10 protein-coding genes are annotated in these 15,465 nt (G+C 67.9%); 4 read left to right on the forward strand and 6 right to left on the reverse strand.

Features of this window, described 5'->3' with window-relative positions:
• Nucleotides 1–32: 32 nt before the first annotated feature.
• Nucleotides 33–2,897, reverse strand: coding sequence for a hypothetical protein (locus tag KA419_09200; GenBank protein ID MBP7866112.1), 2,865 nt, complete (start codon nucleotides 2,895–2,897; stop codon nucleotides 33–35).
• Between the two features lie 307 nt (nucleotides 2,898–3,204).
• On the opposite strand from KA419_09200, the gene KA419_09205 reads away from it, so the two are divergent.
• Nucleotides 3,205–3,954: a hypothetical protein gene (locus KA419_09205; protein ID MBP7866113.1), complete on the forward strand. Its 750-nt coding sequence runs from the start codon at nucleotides 3,205–3,207 to the stop codon at nucleotides 3,952–3,954.
• Nucleotides 3,955–4,226: 272 nt separating this feature from the next.
• Here KA419_09205 and KA419_09210 read toward each other — a convergent pair whose 3' ends face one another.
• The 5 genes from KA419_09210 to KA419_09230 form a co-directional block, all read right to left on the reverse strand.
• A complete protein-coding gene (locus KA419_09210) occupies nucleotides 4,227–5,624 on the reverse strand; it encodes a hypothetical protein (GenBank protein MBP7866114.1) in 1,398 nt (465 codons plus the stop codon).
• A gap of 432 nt (nucleotides 5,625–6,056) precedes the next feature.
• Nucleotides 6,057–7,658, reverse strand: coding sequence for a hypothetical protein (locus tag KA419_09215; protein ID MBP7866115.1), 1,602 nt, complete (start codon nucleotides 7,656–7,658; stop codon nucleotides 6,057–6,059).
• Nucleotides 7,659–7,672: 14 nt separating this feature from the next.
• Nucleotides 7,673–8,719: a hypothetical protein gene (locus KA419_09220; protein MBP7866116.1), complete on the reverse strand. Its 1,047-nt coding sequence runs from the start codon at nucleotides 8,717–8,719 to the stop codon at nucleotides 7,673–7,675.
• A 494-nt stretch (nucleotides 8,720–9,213) separates the two neighbouring features.
• A complete protein-coding gene (locus KA419_09225) occupies nucleotides 9,214–10,044 on the reverse strand; it encodes a hypothetical protein (protein MBP7866117.1) in 831 nt (276 codons plus the stop codon).
• A gap of 74 nt (nucleotides 10,045–10,118) precedes the next feature.
• Complete coding sequence (locus tag KA419_09230; GenBank protein ID MBP7866118.1) at nucleotides 10,119–11,951, reverse strand: CocE/NonD family hydrolase; 1,833 nt, start codon at nucleotides 11,949–11,951, stop codon at nucleotides 10,119–10,121.
• Nucleotides 11,952–12,462: 511 nt separating this feature from the next.
• Here KA419_09230 and KA419_09235 point away from each other — a divergent pair.
• From KA419_09235 to KA419_09245, 3 genes are all read left to right on the forward strand, one after another.
• Nucleotides 12,463–14,691, forward strand: coding sequence for a xanthine dehydrogenase family protein (locus KA419_09235; protein ID MBP7866119.1), 2,229 nt, complete (start codon nucleotides 12,463–12,465; stop codon nucleotides 14,689–14,691).
• Nucleotides 14,692–14,789: 98 nt separating this feature from the next.
• A complete protein-coding gene (locus KA419_09240; protein ID MBP7866120.1) occupies nucleotides 14,790–15,023 on the forward strand; it encodes a hypothetical protein in 234 nt (77 codons plus the stop codon).
• On the forward strand, nucleotides 15,011–15,448 hold the full coding sequence (locus KA419_09245) for a PIN domain-containing protein (protein MBP7866121.1): 438 nt from the start codon (nucleotides 15,011–15,013) through the stop codon (nucleotides 15,446–15,448). Before KA419_09240 ends, KA419_09245 begins: the two co-directional genes overlap by 13 nt.
• The last annotated feature ends 17 nt before the right edge of the window (nucleotides 15,449–15,465 follow it).

A 15,465-nucleotide genomic window follows, 5' to 3' on the forward strand; every position in this document is an offset into this window, starting at 1 on the left:
CTCGAGGCCTGTGCGTCGGGGCGGCCCGCCGGCTACTCCAGCTCCAGGCCGGGGTAACAGCCCAGGGCGGAGCCGTCCAGCGGGAGGATCCGGAGGTCCCCCGCCAACGGCTGGGTGCTCTCCGCCCTGATCCAGGCCACCTCCGGCGCTTCCGCCCCGAAGAGGTCCTCCAGGGAGGCCGACAGGACGGCCCCCGCCGGGAGGGTCGCCGCGTGGGCAGCACGTTGCGTCCCGGCGGCGTTGAAGCCCCGCAGGGTGACCTCCGCGGTGGACGCCGACACGTTGGTGAGCCGGAGCCGGGACACGGAAACCCCGGGTGTGCCCGTGAGCGGGAAGCAGAACTTCTTCAGACCGCTTTCGAAGGCCTCGAGGCCGTCGAAGCGGAAGGGGGCCGTCCGGGAGACCATGAGTTCGAAGCCCATCATCCGACGGGCGCCGTCCAGCCGGAACCAGGCCGCCCCGGGGTAGTGGCCGCCCAGCACGGCCCAGACCTCGCGGGTGAGCTGCTGCCGGCCGTAGAGGCCCACGTAGGCGGTGGAGAGGGGGTTGCCGTCACGGTCGCGGATGTCCACGGTGCAGGTGTTGCCGGCGTTGTCCAGGTTGGTGAAGGTCACCCCGGTGAACCACTCGGCGTCGTCCGGGACCTCGTTGAAGACGAGGGTGAAGAGGGCGGAAGCGCCGGCGGTCTCCCCGTCCTTGGCCGACGCGTTGAGCGGGCGCGCCGGCAGCCCCGCGAGCCCCTGGTCGCCCAGTTTCCCGAAGAGTTCGAAGCCGAGGAGGGGCGTCTCGGCGTGGGCCCGGACGTACCGGATCCGGCCGGGGTCCTCGAGGTCGGCGAAGACCTGTTCCACCAGGCGGACCGCCTTGCCGTTCCCGGGAAGGAGGACCGACCGGGTGGCCAGTTTCTCGCCGGAGTCGGCGTAGGCGTCCAGGTCGGCCTGGACGGGCCCCGTGCCGGGGTTGACGAGGGTGATCCCCGTGTAGAAGGCCCCGGACTGTCCCGGGGAGACGAAGACGTAGGGGAAGACCAGGTCCGTGTCCCCGTCCGTCTCGTCGAGGGGAAGGGTCACCAGGGCCTGCCCGTCGGCGGTCCCGAAGGCCAGCACCCCCGCGAGGGCGGTGCGGGTGGAGATCGTCATCCAGGGGTCGCGGGCGAGGGTTTCCGGCGTGAAGTCGGCGGCGGCGTCCAGGGTGAACTGCTCGCCGGCCCCCAGACTGTCCAGGGTCCGGGTTTCGGCGGGCTGCCCGTCGGCCCCGTAGGCGTCGAAGCGGACCGGCCCCCCTACGGCGCCGGTGTTCACCAGGGTCAGCCGGGTCCACCAGCCGGGGGTCCCGGCGAGGTGGGCCACCCGGTAGACCCGGTTGACGGTGAGGGTGACGGCGGCGCTGTCGGCGTGCCCGTAGGCGTTGCCGACCCGCACCCAGTAGACGGCCGTCTGCCGGGGCTTGACCTTGAGGGTGGCGGACGTGGCGCCGGAAACGGGGGTGGAGACGTCGCCCGCGGGGCCCGTGTACCACTGGTAGGTCAGCGGGTTGGTCCCCGTGGCCGTCACGCTGAGGGTTACCGACTGCCCGAAGCTGACCTCCTGGGAGCCGCTCTGGCTGGTGATGGCGGGCGGGACCGGGGGGGCGCCGCCCTGCTGGACCGTGTGAATCAGGGTCTGGAGGCCGGCGTTGAGACGAACGGAGCCCGTCCGGGGAACCGGGTCGTTGTTGGGGTCCACGGCGAACTGGACGGTCCCGTTGCCCGAACCGCTGTTGCCGCTGGTGATGTGGACCCAGGGGCTGTTGGTCATGGCGGTCCAGGTGCACCCAACGCCCGCGCTCACCGTGAAGCTCCCCGTCCCCCCGGTCCACCCCGCCGCGGACTGGGCGGGGTTCATCTGGTAGGTGCAGTTGGGGTCCACGTCGTAGACCAGGTAGCACACCTCGCACGCCACGATGGCGGAGGTGTACTTGATCCGCATGTAGCCCCCCTCGCCCCAGCCGGCTCCCCAGCTGTTCCGGAGGTAGAAGACGCCCTCGGCGTCGTTCCAGCCCACGAGGGCGATGGCGTGGTTGGTGGGGGTGTCGTAGCACGGGTTGGAGGAGCAGGCGGTGTTGGTGTCCTCGTAGATGCCGCCGCTGTACGCCTGGAAGGCACTCCCGGCGTAGACGGCGGCGTCCACCACGCCGTAGGTCAGGATGGCGGTCTTGATGGCGTCCACGTCGCCGCAGGGGACACGGTACCAGCCGGAGAACCGCGTCACGGGGTCGCTCCAGTGCGTGCAGCTGCCGGGGTCGTTCTGCTGGTAGGGGAAGAGGGACTCGTCGCAGACGCCGTAGTCCACCAGGGCCTGAAGTTCACTGTAGGTGTAGTCCGCGCCGCTGCAGCCGTAGAAGTGGCTGCGGTACTCGGACAGGCGGCCCAGGCACCAGATGATGTAGGACTCGGAGAAGTCGGCGCAGTTGGCGTCGAAGCGCCCCGTGGCGAAGTTGTAGACCCCTTCCGCGGCGGCGTTGGCGCCGAAGGCGTAGCAGGAGCCGCAGCCGCCCTGGTTGCGGACGGGGCCGATGTAGGCGTGGCCGTTGACGTTCCGCCAGTCGAACTGGGCGGGGAGGCTCAGCTTGCCCAGCACGCCCTGCAGCGGGCCGGCGTCGGATGGCGCGGCCGGGTCGGCGGGCGTCGCCGGGGGCCGGCGGCTGAGGAACGCCCGCTTCTGTTCCGCCGGCATGTCGTAGACCCAGTTCCGGTCCACGGTGAACCGGTAGCCGTTGGCCTCGATCTTGGACCGGAGGGCGTCGAGGCTGTCGTCGTCGGCGAAGGGGAGCTTCGGCGACCCCTGGGCGGCGAGCGGGGCGGCCAGGGACACGAGGAGGAGGAACCAAACGGCGGGGCGGGGGAAACTGGGCTTCACGGGATCACTCCGTCGGGGGATTTGGCGCCCGGGTGGGCAACCGTGCATTCTACAACACCGGGTTCCGGGGTGGTGAGGCAAAAGCGGGGTGAACCGAAAAAACGGGCGAACGCCTGTGCGAGCTTGGCGCCAAGACCAGGCGGACCCGGATCTGTCCCGCCAAGGAGCCAGGCTCGCAACGCAACGAAGGGAAGGGGGTTGCAAAAATGTCCATCGATCCGAAATTCGCCCTTGACCGGGGCGGGAAACGGGGGTATCTTCCTTTTGAAAAAAACACGCAGGTTTCATCCTGTGACAGGAGGTTGTGATGAGGAAGCTTGTATTGGCCCTGTTCGTCGCCCTTTGCCTGACGGCCTTCGTGGTGGGCATCACCCCCGAGGAGAAGCGCCAGTTCGACCTGGAGCACAGCGGTCACGGTTCCTCCCACCAGGTCGGGCCGGGGCTCCTGGGCGCCCACGCCCTGATCTTCTCCGAGGAATTCGAGGGCGCGGTCCCGCCGGCCGGCTGGACCATGGTCAACAACGCGGGGGGCGCGGTGGTCTGGAACACCAACACCTCCTTCAGCGATGGAAACTTTACCGGCGGGGCGGGCAATTGCGCCGAGGCCTGCAGCGACTGTGTCGGGACCGCCGAGTTCGACGTCGAACTCCGGACCCCCGTCATCAACTGCACGGGCGTCACCAACGCCACCCTGACCTTCAACGCCAACTACCAGAACTTTGCCAACTACGATTTCTTCGCGGTGGACGTGAGCAACGACGGCGGGACCACCTGGAACAACGTCCTCTCCTGGAACGAGGACCACGGCGGTTTCGGGGCCCTGCCCGGCGTCCCCGTCAACCTGAACATCTCGGCCTACGCCGACAACCAGCCCAACGTCATGATCCGCTTCCACTACTGGGACCCCAACACCGCGGACTGGGACTGGTACGTGCAGGTGGACAGCGTGGCCGTCAACGGCGACCAGGCCCCCATCCCCACGGTGTCGCCCGCGGGCCTTCTCGGCCTGGTGGCGGTGCTGGCGGGCGCGGGCTTCCTGGTCTGGCGCCGGCTGTAACGAACGCTATTTGCAATGCTGCCGACCGCTCCGTCCCCAGCCGGGGACGGAGCGATCTGTTTTTCCGGGGCAGTCAGAGCCGCGCGCGTAAGCAAGCGGCCATTTCTCCCTCAGAGCCGCGCGCGTAAGCAAGCGGCCATTTTCCCCTCAGAGCCGCGCGCGTGAGCAAGCGGCCATTTTACCTTCGTAAGCAAGCGTAAGAATTTCCATGATTTACCGCTCCCTAACGGTCGCGGCTCTGACTGTTTCCCGGAGAGTTGAAAGCCTCCCGATCAGGGGACCTCGCCCGAGGCGGCAGCGGGGTTTCCATTCCGGGGCGGGGCCGGCGCCCACGGGACCATGACGGAGACGGGGCCGTGGAAGGTGCGGGCCCCGGTGTCCTCGACGTCCTCGAGGCGGTACCAGTAACGGGTGCGGGGGAAAACGCCCGGGTCCGTGAAGGTGTACGCGGCCCCGCTGATCTCGGACTGTCCCCGGCCCGGGATGAGGGTCTCCGTGATCCGGGCGTAGGGCCCTTCTTCGGATTCCGCCCGCCAGAGGTGAAAGCCCGCGTTCCGGATCTCGGTTTCGGTGACCCAGTCCAGCCGGACCCCACCCTGGCACGGCAGCGCCTCGAAGGAAACCAGTTCGACCAACAGCGGGGTGAGGTCCCGGGCCAGGCAGATGCGAAGGTCACTGCCGGAACCCGTCGGCGACCCGCCGTAATACATCCGAAGGGACCCGTCTGGCGCGAGAATCACGTCCGGGGTGTAGGCCCTGCCCGCCCGGTAGGTCGGTGCACTGCCCCCCACGGCGAAGAGGGGGTTGTTGGCGTCCTTCGTCCAGGTGAGGCCGTCCGGGGACGAGGCGTAGCCGATCCCCTCGTGCGAGGCGGACTGGCCGCCGGAGTACCAGAGGTGGTAGCCGTTCTCGTCGCGGAAGACGGTGCCGAAGGTGGCGTAGGCGGCGTCCCACGACCCCGACCCGCCGTAGGGGAGAACCGCGCTCGTCGAGTAGGCGGTCCAGTCGATCCCGTCGCTGGAGTAGGCGAGGCCAAGGCTCTCCGTACCGCCGGAGGTCCCATCGTAGTACATCACGAAGCGGTAGTCCCAAGGGTCGGTTCCGCTGTTGGACGCGCCGGGTTGGTAGAGCACGCAGGCGGGACCGTAGCTGCCGCGGTTCCAGCCCGTCCCGGACATACCGGTGATGAGGGGGTTCGACGAACTCTGCGTGACGGCCTGGTCGTCGTCCCAGTCGATGCCGTCGCTCGATTGGGCGGTGTGGAGGTCGTCGAGGGTGTAGGTCATGTTGGACGTCCAGTACCAGACCCGATAGGGCGCTCCGCCGGTGATCCCGAACCCGTCGGCATCGTAGAGGACTTTGGCGTGCCCGGGGTTGGTCAGGCCCGTGGCGGAAACGGACGAACCCCAAGCCAGGCCGTCGGAGGACGTGACCATCCGGAGGGTGCCGCTCGCCCCGTACCACATCCGCCAGGTCGCCCCCCCCGACACGCCGAATGCCTCGTAATCGTAAAGAACGGAGGGGTAGTCCGCCCGCGAACCCGGGTCGACGAGCGGGTTGGCGGTGTAGTCCTCCCAGGCCGTGTAGTCGTGGTCCGCCCGGAGCGAGCCCACCAGGCAGAGGAAGGCGAGAACGAAGGCTGCCGACCGGATTTCACGCTGGGTTTTCACGGGTGAAACGACCTCCGAGATTCGTGATGATGAAGGTTGATGCCCTCGAAAAAAGTCCTTTTCTCTCACGGAGGCACGGAGAGATGCAAATCGTATTTGATAGAATCAGCAATCCTTATATTTCTTCTCCGTGCCTTCGTGAGATCGAAATCCGGACTTTTTCCGAGATCATCGCTCTGCGAAACCGCCGAAGTCACCCCCTTCAAAGCCCCGGCAGTGGACAAGCTGATCCCATTATAGGGGGGGGTGGATTGAAGTCAAGCCGAAATACGGTTAACTTATTGACGGATCTTGTGGATAATAGCGTTGGGCTTTCTTCGTCCATTTACTGTGAAGCCCGAAACTCCCGGAACGATGCGGCCTGTTCCACCCGCGGCGGAAAGGGTGACGGCAACCCCGGGACCGCTCCAGGGCGATCCCGGGGCGCCGCCTTCACGGCAGGCCGAGGTAACTGACCAGGCGCGACTGGTCGACCGCTTCGAGGAACACGTCCCCGAAGATGGGGTGGTCGCTGGTGACCATCATCCATACGGCGTCGTTCAGCATGCCCGGGAGGACCGTGACCATGTCTTCGGAACGGCTGCCGCCGGCGAGGAGGAACCCCGCCGGGGAGTCGTAGGTGCCGACAAGGCTCCCATCCGATGCGAAGGCCTTGACGGTATAAGTGGCGTCAAAGGCTGTCCGGTTGGTGAGGCGCAGCCAGGTCCGCCAGTTCGCAGTGCAGCGGACCACCGGGAAGAACAGAGCCTTCCGGGACTTGTCGGCTGCCGGCAGGCCGTCGAAGCGGAAGGTGGAGGCGGTTCCGCCGCGGGTCAGGTAGAGTTCGAAGCCGAGGGCCGGATCGGGCGATGAGACGGTCAGGTAATCGGCCTCGGGGTGGACCGTTCCGTCGAAGACGCTCCAGACTTCCCGGGTGTACTGCTCCATGGGGTGGATGAGGCGATCCGCCGAGGCCAGGAGGGCGCCGCCCGTGTCCCGCAATTCCGCGTGAAGCGTCTGGTCCGTGGTGGAGAGGTTGCAGAAGGTGACGCCGGTGTACCAGTTGGTGTTGTCCGGGATTTCGTTGAAGAGGAGTGCCGTGGTGACCCGGTCGGGAGCGCTCTCGAGGCTGCCCCCGCCGGGAACCCCTGCGGTCAGGACGCCGCCGGCCCGGTTGAAGGCCGGGAGGCCGGCCAGGCCCGGGCTGCCGAAGTTCCCGAAGAGTTCGAAACCGATGAGGTTCCGGTCGGAGGCGACGTCCACCAGACGGATGGTGGAGGGGTCCGCCACGCCCGGGAAGCACTCGTTGATGAGACGGACATACTTGCCCATGGCGGGGATGGGCACGCTCACGGTGCTCAGGAGGACGCCGGGCTCGCTGTAGGCCTTCAGCTCCACCGTCGCCGCCGCGGGCTTGGTGTTGATGAGGGTGAGCCCCGTGTACCACCCCAGGGCCAGCACCACGTAGGGGAAAGTCAGGGCACGGCTGGAGCCGGCCACCATCGGCATGACCACCTGGGAGAGCCCGTCCGTGGTCCCGAACTCCAGGGCGCCGCGGAGGGGGGCTTCCGAGGACACGGTGATCCAGAGGTCCTGCTGGTACACCGCGGGGTCGAAGAGGGTGTTCACGTCGCGCTGCAGGTGGGCCCCGGGGGCCAGGGCCGGGGACTTGTACGTCTGGAGCGGTGTGCCCGAGGGGTGGTAGGCGGTGAAGACCACGGGCTCGGCGCCGGCGCCGGTGTTGGTCACCTGGAGTACCGTCCACCAGGTGGCGGAGCTGGCCGAGTGGGAGGCGTAGAGGAGGGAAGGCGCCGGGGTCAGGAAGCCCCCGGTGAGCTTGAAGGCGCCGCCGGCGGAAGGGCCGGCGTCGGCCTGGCCGATGACGCCGTCGAGGCCGAAGGGGCGGGCCAGGTCGTACGCGAAGCCCCCCCCGCCGTCCACGGTGTTCCAGCTCAGGTCGTAGGGCCCGCCGGTCTGGGCCGCGGCGGGGAGCAGCGCGGCGAGGACGAGGGCCGACAGCAGGCCCGGCCGGATTCTGAACGGGTGTTTCCACATGGCGCACCCCCCGCTCACTTGAAGACTTCCTGCTTGATGACCAGGACGTTGAAGGTGATGCCGTCGTGCATGGACGCCAGGTCCTCGTTGAAGATCGTCCAGCGGTCCCGGAGGGGGTTGTACCAGACCCCGACCACGTGGTTGTGGTACGCGGCGCCCGTGATGAAGTTGCGGGTCACGAAGACCAGGGCGTACGGGTCGCCGTTGAGGAGCGGGTGATTGATTTCCGTGAAGTTGTCGTTGACATTGGATGTGGTGGTCAGGTGGGTGAACGCCATCCGGTGGTCCCCCGTGGTCCGGATGGCGCCGTTGCGAACCTCCAGGGCGGTCCCGCCGCCCTCCCCGCGGTAGACGGCGCGGACACCGGCCCCGTCGTACCCGTTCTGTACGGTTTCACCGTGGACCCCGACCCCGCCGCCGCCGGAGGCGTTGCTGGCGAAGCCGGCGGTCCCGACGGCGTGGGAGAGCGCGCCGCTGTTGCCGATGACGGCGTACCCCTCGTCGACGGCCGCGTTGTAAGCCTGTACGGTGGCACAGGCCTCCGGGCCGAAGGTCCCGCCGGAACCGGCGCCGCGCGCGGACACCGCCCGACCGCAGGTGGTGGCGTTGTTCTCGACGTAGAGAGCGGAGGCGGTCCGGATTCCCCGGATCTCGGCGCCGCAGCGCAGGCCGAGGGCGTAGGGGGCGGCGGTGAGTAGCTGGCGCGGGGTCAGGTCGGTGTAGGCCCCGGCGTCGGCCCCGGGCCGGACGGAGATTTGAAGGTAGAGAATCTGCCCGTTGAAGATGCCTTCCCCGAAGTCCAGGAGGGTGCTGAACAGGCCGTTGGCCACCACCAGGTCGTTGACGGTGACGGTGGAGCCCACCTGGGAGCTTGTCGAGAGGCCTTCGAAGAGCTTGAACTCGAAGTCGTAGGCCCCGTTGGCGGGGAGGCCGTCGTCCGCCAGGCGGCCCTGGTAGGTGATGCCGGTGCCCACGGGAGCGGGTGCGAGGCGGAGTTCCCCCGCGGCCAGGCACCCGAAGGCGGTGAAAAGGACCCACAGCAGGCAGAGTGCTCGATACATGGCAACCTCCTGGATCAGGTATTTTTCGGATCTGTGACCGGGGATGCCCCGGTTTTCGGCGTCGATTCACGAAGTTGACAACATTATACACAGGACACGGCGGGGGGCGCAACCGGAAAGGCACTCCAGGGAGGGTGCCCGACACGGAAATGGAACCACGAAATACACGGAAGACACGAAAGGGAAAAGAACCACGAACCACACCAACCACACGAACCGCCTCCGCGGTCCCGGAGGGACCGAGGACATCAGTCGGTGGGAACACCGCCTCCGGCGGAGCACCCACCGGCCAGGCTCCCCCATCCCTTCGGGATGCCGCCGACCGCTCCCGATTTCTTGCTCATCCTGCCCAAGATCTTGCTTTGAAGGTACTGCGCTTTCTTCCGGGACTTCGCCCGGAAAAGTGGCCTCGGCAGGCAACCGGAATCGACAACAGGTTGGCAAGAACGCAGCCGCTGAAGCGCCTACCAGCCTTCAGCCTAACAGCCTTCAGCCTATCTCGCCTCCCCCGCGAGGACCACGTCGGCGGGAAGGGCGCCGGAAGAAAGGGCCGTGGCCAGGACCCGGGCGTCCAGGAGGGACGGCAACCCGGAGATCATCCCCTGGTCGGTTATCCGGTCGCGGATGACGGGGACGGAGAGGGCCCGGCCGTCCAGGACGATGGCCAGCCCCCGGCCGAGGCTCTTCGAGGTGGCGTCCCCGAAGATTCTCGCACCGGCAGGGTCCAGCGTGAACAGGATGACCGGCCGGCCGTAGGCGTTCTCCGGGGTATCGACCCGGGCGTCCTTCAGGTGCTCCCCGACGAGGACCGGCAGGGATTCCACCAGGACGAACAGCCGCTCGGCCTCCCTCCCCTCGCCGACGAAGGGGACCGCCACGTAGCCGGCCGGGTGCTTTCCCTTGAACCGGGCCCGCAACTCGGCTTCCGGGAGCGGGCCCGGCGCCTCCGGGTGGGCGAGGTGAAACGACAGCAGGGCGCGGGTCGTCAGGAGACGTTGCACCGCCTCCCGGTCGACGGGGGCGTGGAGAAACACCCGCAGCCGATCCCGGCTTCCGGGTGCCCGGAAGACCTGGGCCTGCTGGCCGTATCGTTCCAGGCGGGACCTCAGGACGGCGCAGGTCCGGTCGAGGGTGCGGGTGACGGCTTCGGCGGAAAGGGCCGGGTCGAGCCTTACCTCCAGTTCGAGGCGGACCGACGCCTTTTTCCCGCCGGTCGTCGCCTGCGGCGTGCCGGGCGCTTCGCCGCCGTGCTCGGCTAGAGCCCCGGCCCACAGGGTCGCGCCGAAGAGGATCGCCGCCAATCCATGGAGCCCGTTTCTGTTCATCCCACGCCTCCCCACCCGTCGGCGGACCTTGCCTTGATGTCGTCTCTCATCATAGCACATCCGTATTCTGCGGTTCAGTGAAGGATGGCGGCCAGGTCGGCGGCGGTGACGCGGCCGTCGCCGTCGGCGTCGCCGCCGGAGCCGCCGGGGGGCAGGTCGGGGACGTTCCCGGCCAGGAAGGCGGACAGAAGGACGAGGTCGGCGGCCGTGCGCCGGCCGTCGCCGTCCACGTCCCCGGGGTGGGGTTGCGACACCCGCAGGCGGGACGGGCGGGCCGCGTCCTGGTAGACGGTGTTTACGGCCGGCCACGCGGGCCCCGCGACGTACAGGGGCCCGCCGTCGTTGCGGTTCAGATCGAAGTGCGGGTAGTCGGCGGAGCAGACCGCGATCCGCAGGCGGTGACCCGGCAGGACCGTCAGCGCCAGGTCCTGGAGCGTCACCTCCACCTCGTAAACCGCGCCCGGCGCCATCAGGTGCTCCGCCGTGAAGCCGTCCCGGAAGCGCAGGCGCCGGATCCCCTGGGCCAGGATGATCGACCGCCCGTCGGGGTGGACATCGGTGAGCCGGACGCAGAGGTCGGTGTCCGTCCGGTCGGAGGAGAAGAACAGGCCGGCTTTCACGCTGCCGTTGATCCGGAGGGGGACGGCCAGGGACGGCGTCGACCAGGTTCGCACGTCCGGCCGGCTCTCCACCGGTCCCAGGTCCTGGGGGCCCACCGGGAGGTCCGGGGCGAAGGGGTCGAATCGGGACCCGCCCAGGGCCGGGGTCGGGTCGGCGGGGTCGTAGGTGAAACGCTCCGGGGCGCCGTCCGACGGCGGGGGCGACCCGGTCAGCGTCCCGCCGGGTTGGAGGTAGAGGGCCGTCTCCACCCGCGCACGGTCGGACCAGCTCTCGCCGGCGACCCAGGCGTCGGCCCCCACCTGGTAGAAGGTGACGGGCGGCTCCGCGACCCACCCGTTGGCGACGTTCCGCAAATGGTAGTCCCAGAAGCGCACGGTTTTCGCCTCCGCCACGCCGGCGGCTGCGGGGAAGGTCAGAATTCCCTGCTCCGCCCGGTCCACCTCCCCGTGGAGCCAGGGGCCGAAGAGGAGGCGGTGCTGTTCCCGGGCCGGCGCCGCGCTGCCTTCCCGGAGGTCGCGGAAGCAGCGGAGGACGTCGTCGGGGAAGTGGTCGAACCAGCCGCCGATGACGTAGCAGGGGACGGCGATCTCCGCCGCCATGTCGGAATTGGCTTCCATGAGCGCCCAGAAGGCGTCCCGCATCGGGTGGGCGAGGATGAAGCCGGCGTCCGTCAGGCCGAGCTTTTCCAGGCTCTCCACGTGCTCTTTCCGGTAGTCGCCGCCGAAGTAGTAATCGGAGTACTTGAACAGGAAATCCTTGACCCGCGGGACGCAGCAGACCAGGTGGGGCGGGCGGTGCCGGGCGGTCTGGAACTGGATGTAGCCCAGGGCGGAGGAGCCCCAGGTCCCCACGCGGCCGTCGCACCAGGGTTGGGCGGCGACCCACTCCACGGCGTCGTAGCCGTCAAGCCCGCGGTCGTAGCCGGGGACGGCGGCGGCCGAGGACCCGTAGAAGCCCCGCCAGTCCAGCACCACGTAGTGGTAGTCCGCCGAGAGGGGGAACATCCCGCCGCTCTGGGGCGGAAAACCCGCCATGGCCCGGTAGAAGTTCTTGTTGTAGGGCGTTTGGATCAGGATCACCGGCCGGGGGACGGGGGTGGCCCCGTCGAAGGTGTGGACGTCCGCCGCCAGGGCCTTCCCGTCCCGGGTGGGAATGGACACGGCGGTCCAGGTGAGCCCGCGCGGGGAGGAGGGCCCCGCGCCGGCGCCCGTCCCGGCCGGCAGCGCCCCGCCGGCGACGCACAGGGAAAACAGCAGCACCCGGGTGAAGCGGTGTCGCGATAACAAGGCAGGCCTCCCGTCTCGAAAAAACCGGTGGGGATTGCACAGACGCACGTGCCCCCTCGCAGCGTTCAACCTTCGAGGCCCGGAAAGGTTCCAGATGTTTTTCGCCAACGCCAAATGCCGTTGCCGGCTGGTCGGAGGAAAAGGACAAAAGGACCAAAAGGACATAAAGGACGGCACGGAGGGCAAACGGGTTACCCTGCGGACGCCCCTGCCCCCACCTGCTGTTATGAAGTCCTTTAAGTCCTTTAAGTCCTTCAAGTCCTTCCCGGGCGAAACGGTCCCGTGGGGGGAAGGCGGGAAAGCCACCGGCCTGGCCGCGTCGCGGCTGCAGGAACAGAAGCCGCCCCCCTCCCTCGGCCGCCGCCCCGATCGCCGCCGCCCATCGTCGCCCCCCGATCGCCGCCGCCCATCGTCGCCCCCCCCGATCGCCGCCGCCCGCTGAAAATGTTTGGCCGGTCCGGCGTTTTGTACTATCATGACTTGGAAAATTCGACGGTTGCGGGGAACGGCCATGAGCAAATCGTACAGGCATGTCGGGCAGTCGGTGAGGCGGGGTGACGTGGAGGCCAAGATCCGGGGGACGGCCGGCTTCGGCGTGGACATCACCCCGCCGGGCTGCCTGTGGGGACGGGTCGTCCGGGCGAATGCGCCGCACGGGCGGATGAAGAAAATCGCCTTCGACCCCGCCTTCGACTGGGCCGGGTTCACCCGGCTGACGGCGGACGACGTCCCGGGGAAGAAAATCCTCCCTTACTTCCTCCAGGACCAGCCCTTCCTGGCGTTCGACACGGTGAAGTTCCCGGGCGACCCCGTGGCGCTGCTGGCCCACGAGGACCCGGACGCCCTGGAGAGGGCCCTGTCCCATGTCCACGTCGAGGTGGAGCCGCTCCCCGCCGCCTTCACCATCGAGGACTCCCTGGCGCTCGAGGCCGCCCTCTGGGAGGGGGACAACGTCTTCTGGGAGGTCCTCATCTCCAAGGGCGACCCGGGGCCGGTCCTGACGGGGCCGGGCGTCACCGTCTTCGACGAGGTCTACGAGACCGGGTCCCAGGAGCAGCTCTACCTCGAACCCCAGAACGTCATCGCCTTCAACGAGGACGGGCGGATCCGCATCCTGGGGAGCATCCAGTGCCCCTACTACGTGAAACCCGGCGTGGAGGCCGCGCTGGGCGAACCCGTGGACGTGGAGCAGTCCACCACCGGCGGCGCCTTCGGCGGCAAGGAGGACTACCCCACGCTCCTGGCGGCGTGGGCGGCCATGCTGGCGAAGAAGTCGGGGCGGACCGTGAAGATGGTTTTCGACCGGGACGAGGACTTCGCCTACACCACCAAGCGGCACCCCTCCCGGACCCGCGTCCGCTCCGCCGTGGGGCCGGACGGGAAGCTCCTGGCCATGGACATCGACTTTGCCCTGGACGCCGGCGCCTACTGCACCCTCTCGCCGGTGGTCCTCTCGCGCGGCGCCCTCCACGCGGGGAGCGCCTACCTCTGCCCGAACCTGCGCATCCTGGGGCGGGCGGTGGCCACCAACACCCCGCCCACGGGCGCGTTCCGCGGGTTCGGCGCCCCCCAGGGCCTCTTCGCCGTGGAGCGCCACATGGACGTCATGGCCCACCGCCTGGGCCGCGACCCCTTGGAATTCCGGCGCCTGAACCTGTTGCGCAACGGCGACACCAACGCCACCGGGCAGCTCTTCCGGTGGGAGAAGAACCTCCACGGCGTCCTGGACCGCGCCCTCGAGCTTTCCCGCTTCGAGGAGACCCGAAAGGCCGCGGAGGAGAACAACCGCTCCGACGCGTGGCGCAAGCGAGGTGTGGGCCTTTCCCTGTTCTTCCACGGGAGCGGGTTCACCGGCAGCGGCGAGACCAAGATGCGGAGCGTTGCCCGGCTGGAGGCGGACCCGGAAGGGTTCGTCGTCATCCGCGTGTCCAGCGTGGAGATGGGGCAGGGGGCCCGGACGGTCCTGGCCCAGATGGTGGCCGAGACCATGGGGATCGGCCTCGACCAGGTCCGCTACCCCAACCCCGACACGGCCCGGGTCCCCAACACGGGCCCCACGGTGGCGTCGCGCACCACGGCCGTGGTGGGCGGCATCCTGGTGAAGGCCGCGGAGGCCCTCCGCCGGCGCATCGAGGACGTCACGGGGCGTGTCTGGGAGGACGGCGAGGGCTTTGCCCGGACCCTTCGGGCGGTCCCGTACGGCATCGTGCCCCTGGCGGAGGACGCGGTCTACGAGCCGCCGCCGGGGCTGGTCTGGGACGAGGAGACCTTCCGCGGCGAGGCCTACGCCGACTACGCCTGGGCCTGCTACGTGGCCGAGGTGGAGGCGGACCTGCGGGACTACACCGTGACGGTGAAAACCTTCACCGCCGTCCAGGACGTGGGCACCGTCATCCACCCCGAGCTGGCCCGCGGGCAGGTGGAAGGGGGCGTGGTGCAGGGGATCGGCTGGACGCTCACCGAGAAGGTCCACTTCAAGGACGGCCGGGTCCTCAACCCCGGGTTCTCCGACTACATCATCCTGACCCCCGCGGACCTTCCCGAACTCCGGGTGGACTTCGTCCAGAACCCGTCCCCTCACGGGGGGTATGGGGCCAAAGGGCTCGGCGAACTCCCCATGGACGGCCCGGCGCCGGCCATCCTGGCCGCCCTGCACCAGGCCCTGGGCCGGGAGTTCAACCGCATCCCCCTGACCCCGTCCGACCTGTTCCGGGAGCTGGAGACGGACGGAAAATCGTGACCGGAATGAAGGGCATTCGATGATATACTGCAAGGGGATGATGAAAACCGCTTTTGAACGAGCCATTGACTCATCCACGCGGGCGTCGGGGGAAACCCATGGTTCAAGCACTGAAGGAAAAAACGACGGTTCAGGCCGGAGGAACCATTCATCTTGAAATCCCGGGGCTTACTCCGGGAACACCCGTTGAAGTCGTCGTTTATATCGAAAGCAATTCAACCCCGAAGAAAAACTCTCTTGCAAACAGGGTCGGATCCGCCAAGGGAGGGTTTTATTCACCCGAAGCGGTTGACGGGTTTCTGTCACAGGAGCGCGGTGCGTGGGAAGATTGAGCGAGTTCTTCGGGAAAAAGATCTATCTCGATACAAACGTATTGATCTATGCACTCGAAGGGTTCCCGGATTATTCCGGAGTTCTGACGGCTCTGTTCCAGGCGGTCGATCAGGAGCTTTTGAGGGCTTTCACCAGCGAGTTGACCATTGCGGAAGTGTTGGTGAAGCCATTCATTGATCGAAACCGGGAGAGGGAACATGCCTATCTGGAACTCTTTGACGGTTCCGGGCCCCTTCACGTCGAACCGGTTACCCGCAGCATCCTGATCGAGGCCGCCCGATTGCGGGCTTTGCACCCCCTTCGCCTTCCGGATGAAATTCACCTGGCAACCGCTTTTTTTTCAGAGTGTTCTTTCTTTATCACCAATGATTTCCGCATCAACCCCGTCTCCGGTCTGGATGTCATCCGTTTAAGCGAACTGTAACCTTCATTTTTCAGAGG

Source organism: Acidobacteriota bacterium, from assembly GCA_018001935.1.
Lineage (GTDB): Bacteria > Acidobacteriota > JAAYUB01 > JAAYUB01 > JAAYUB01 > JAGNHB01.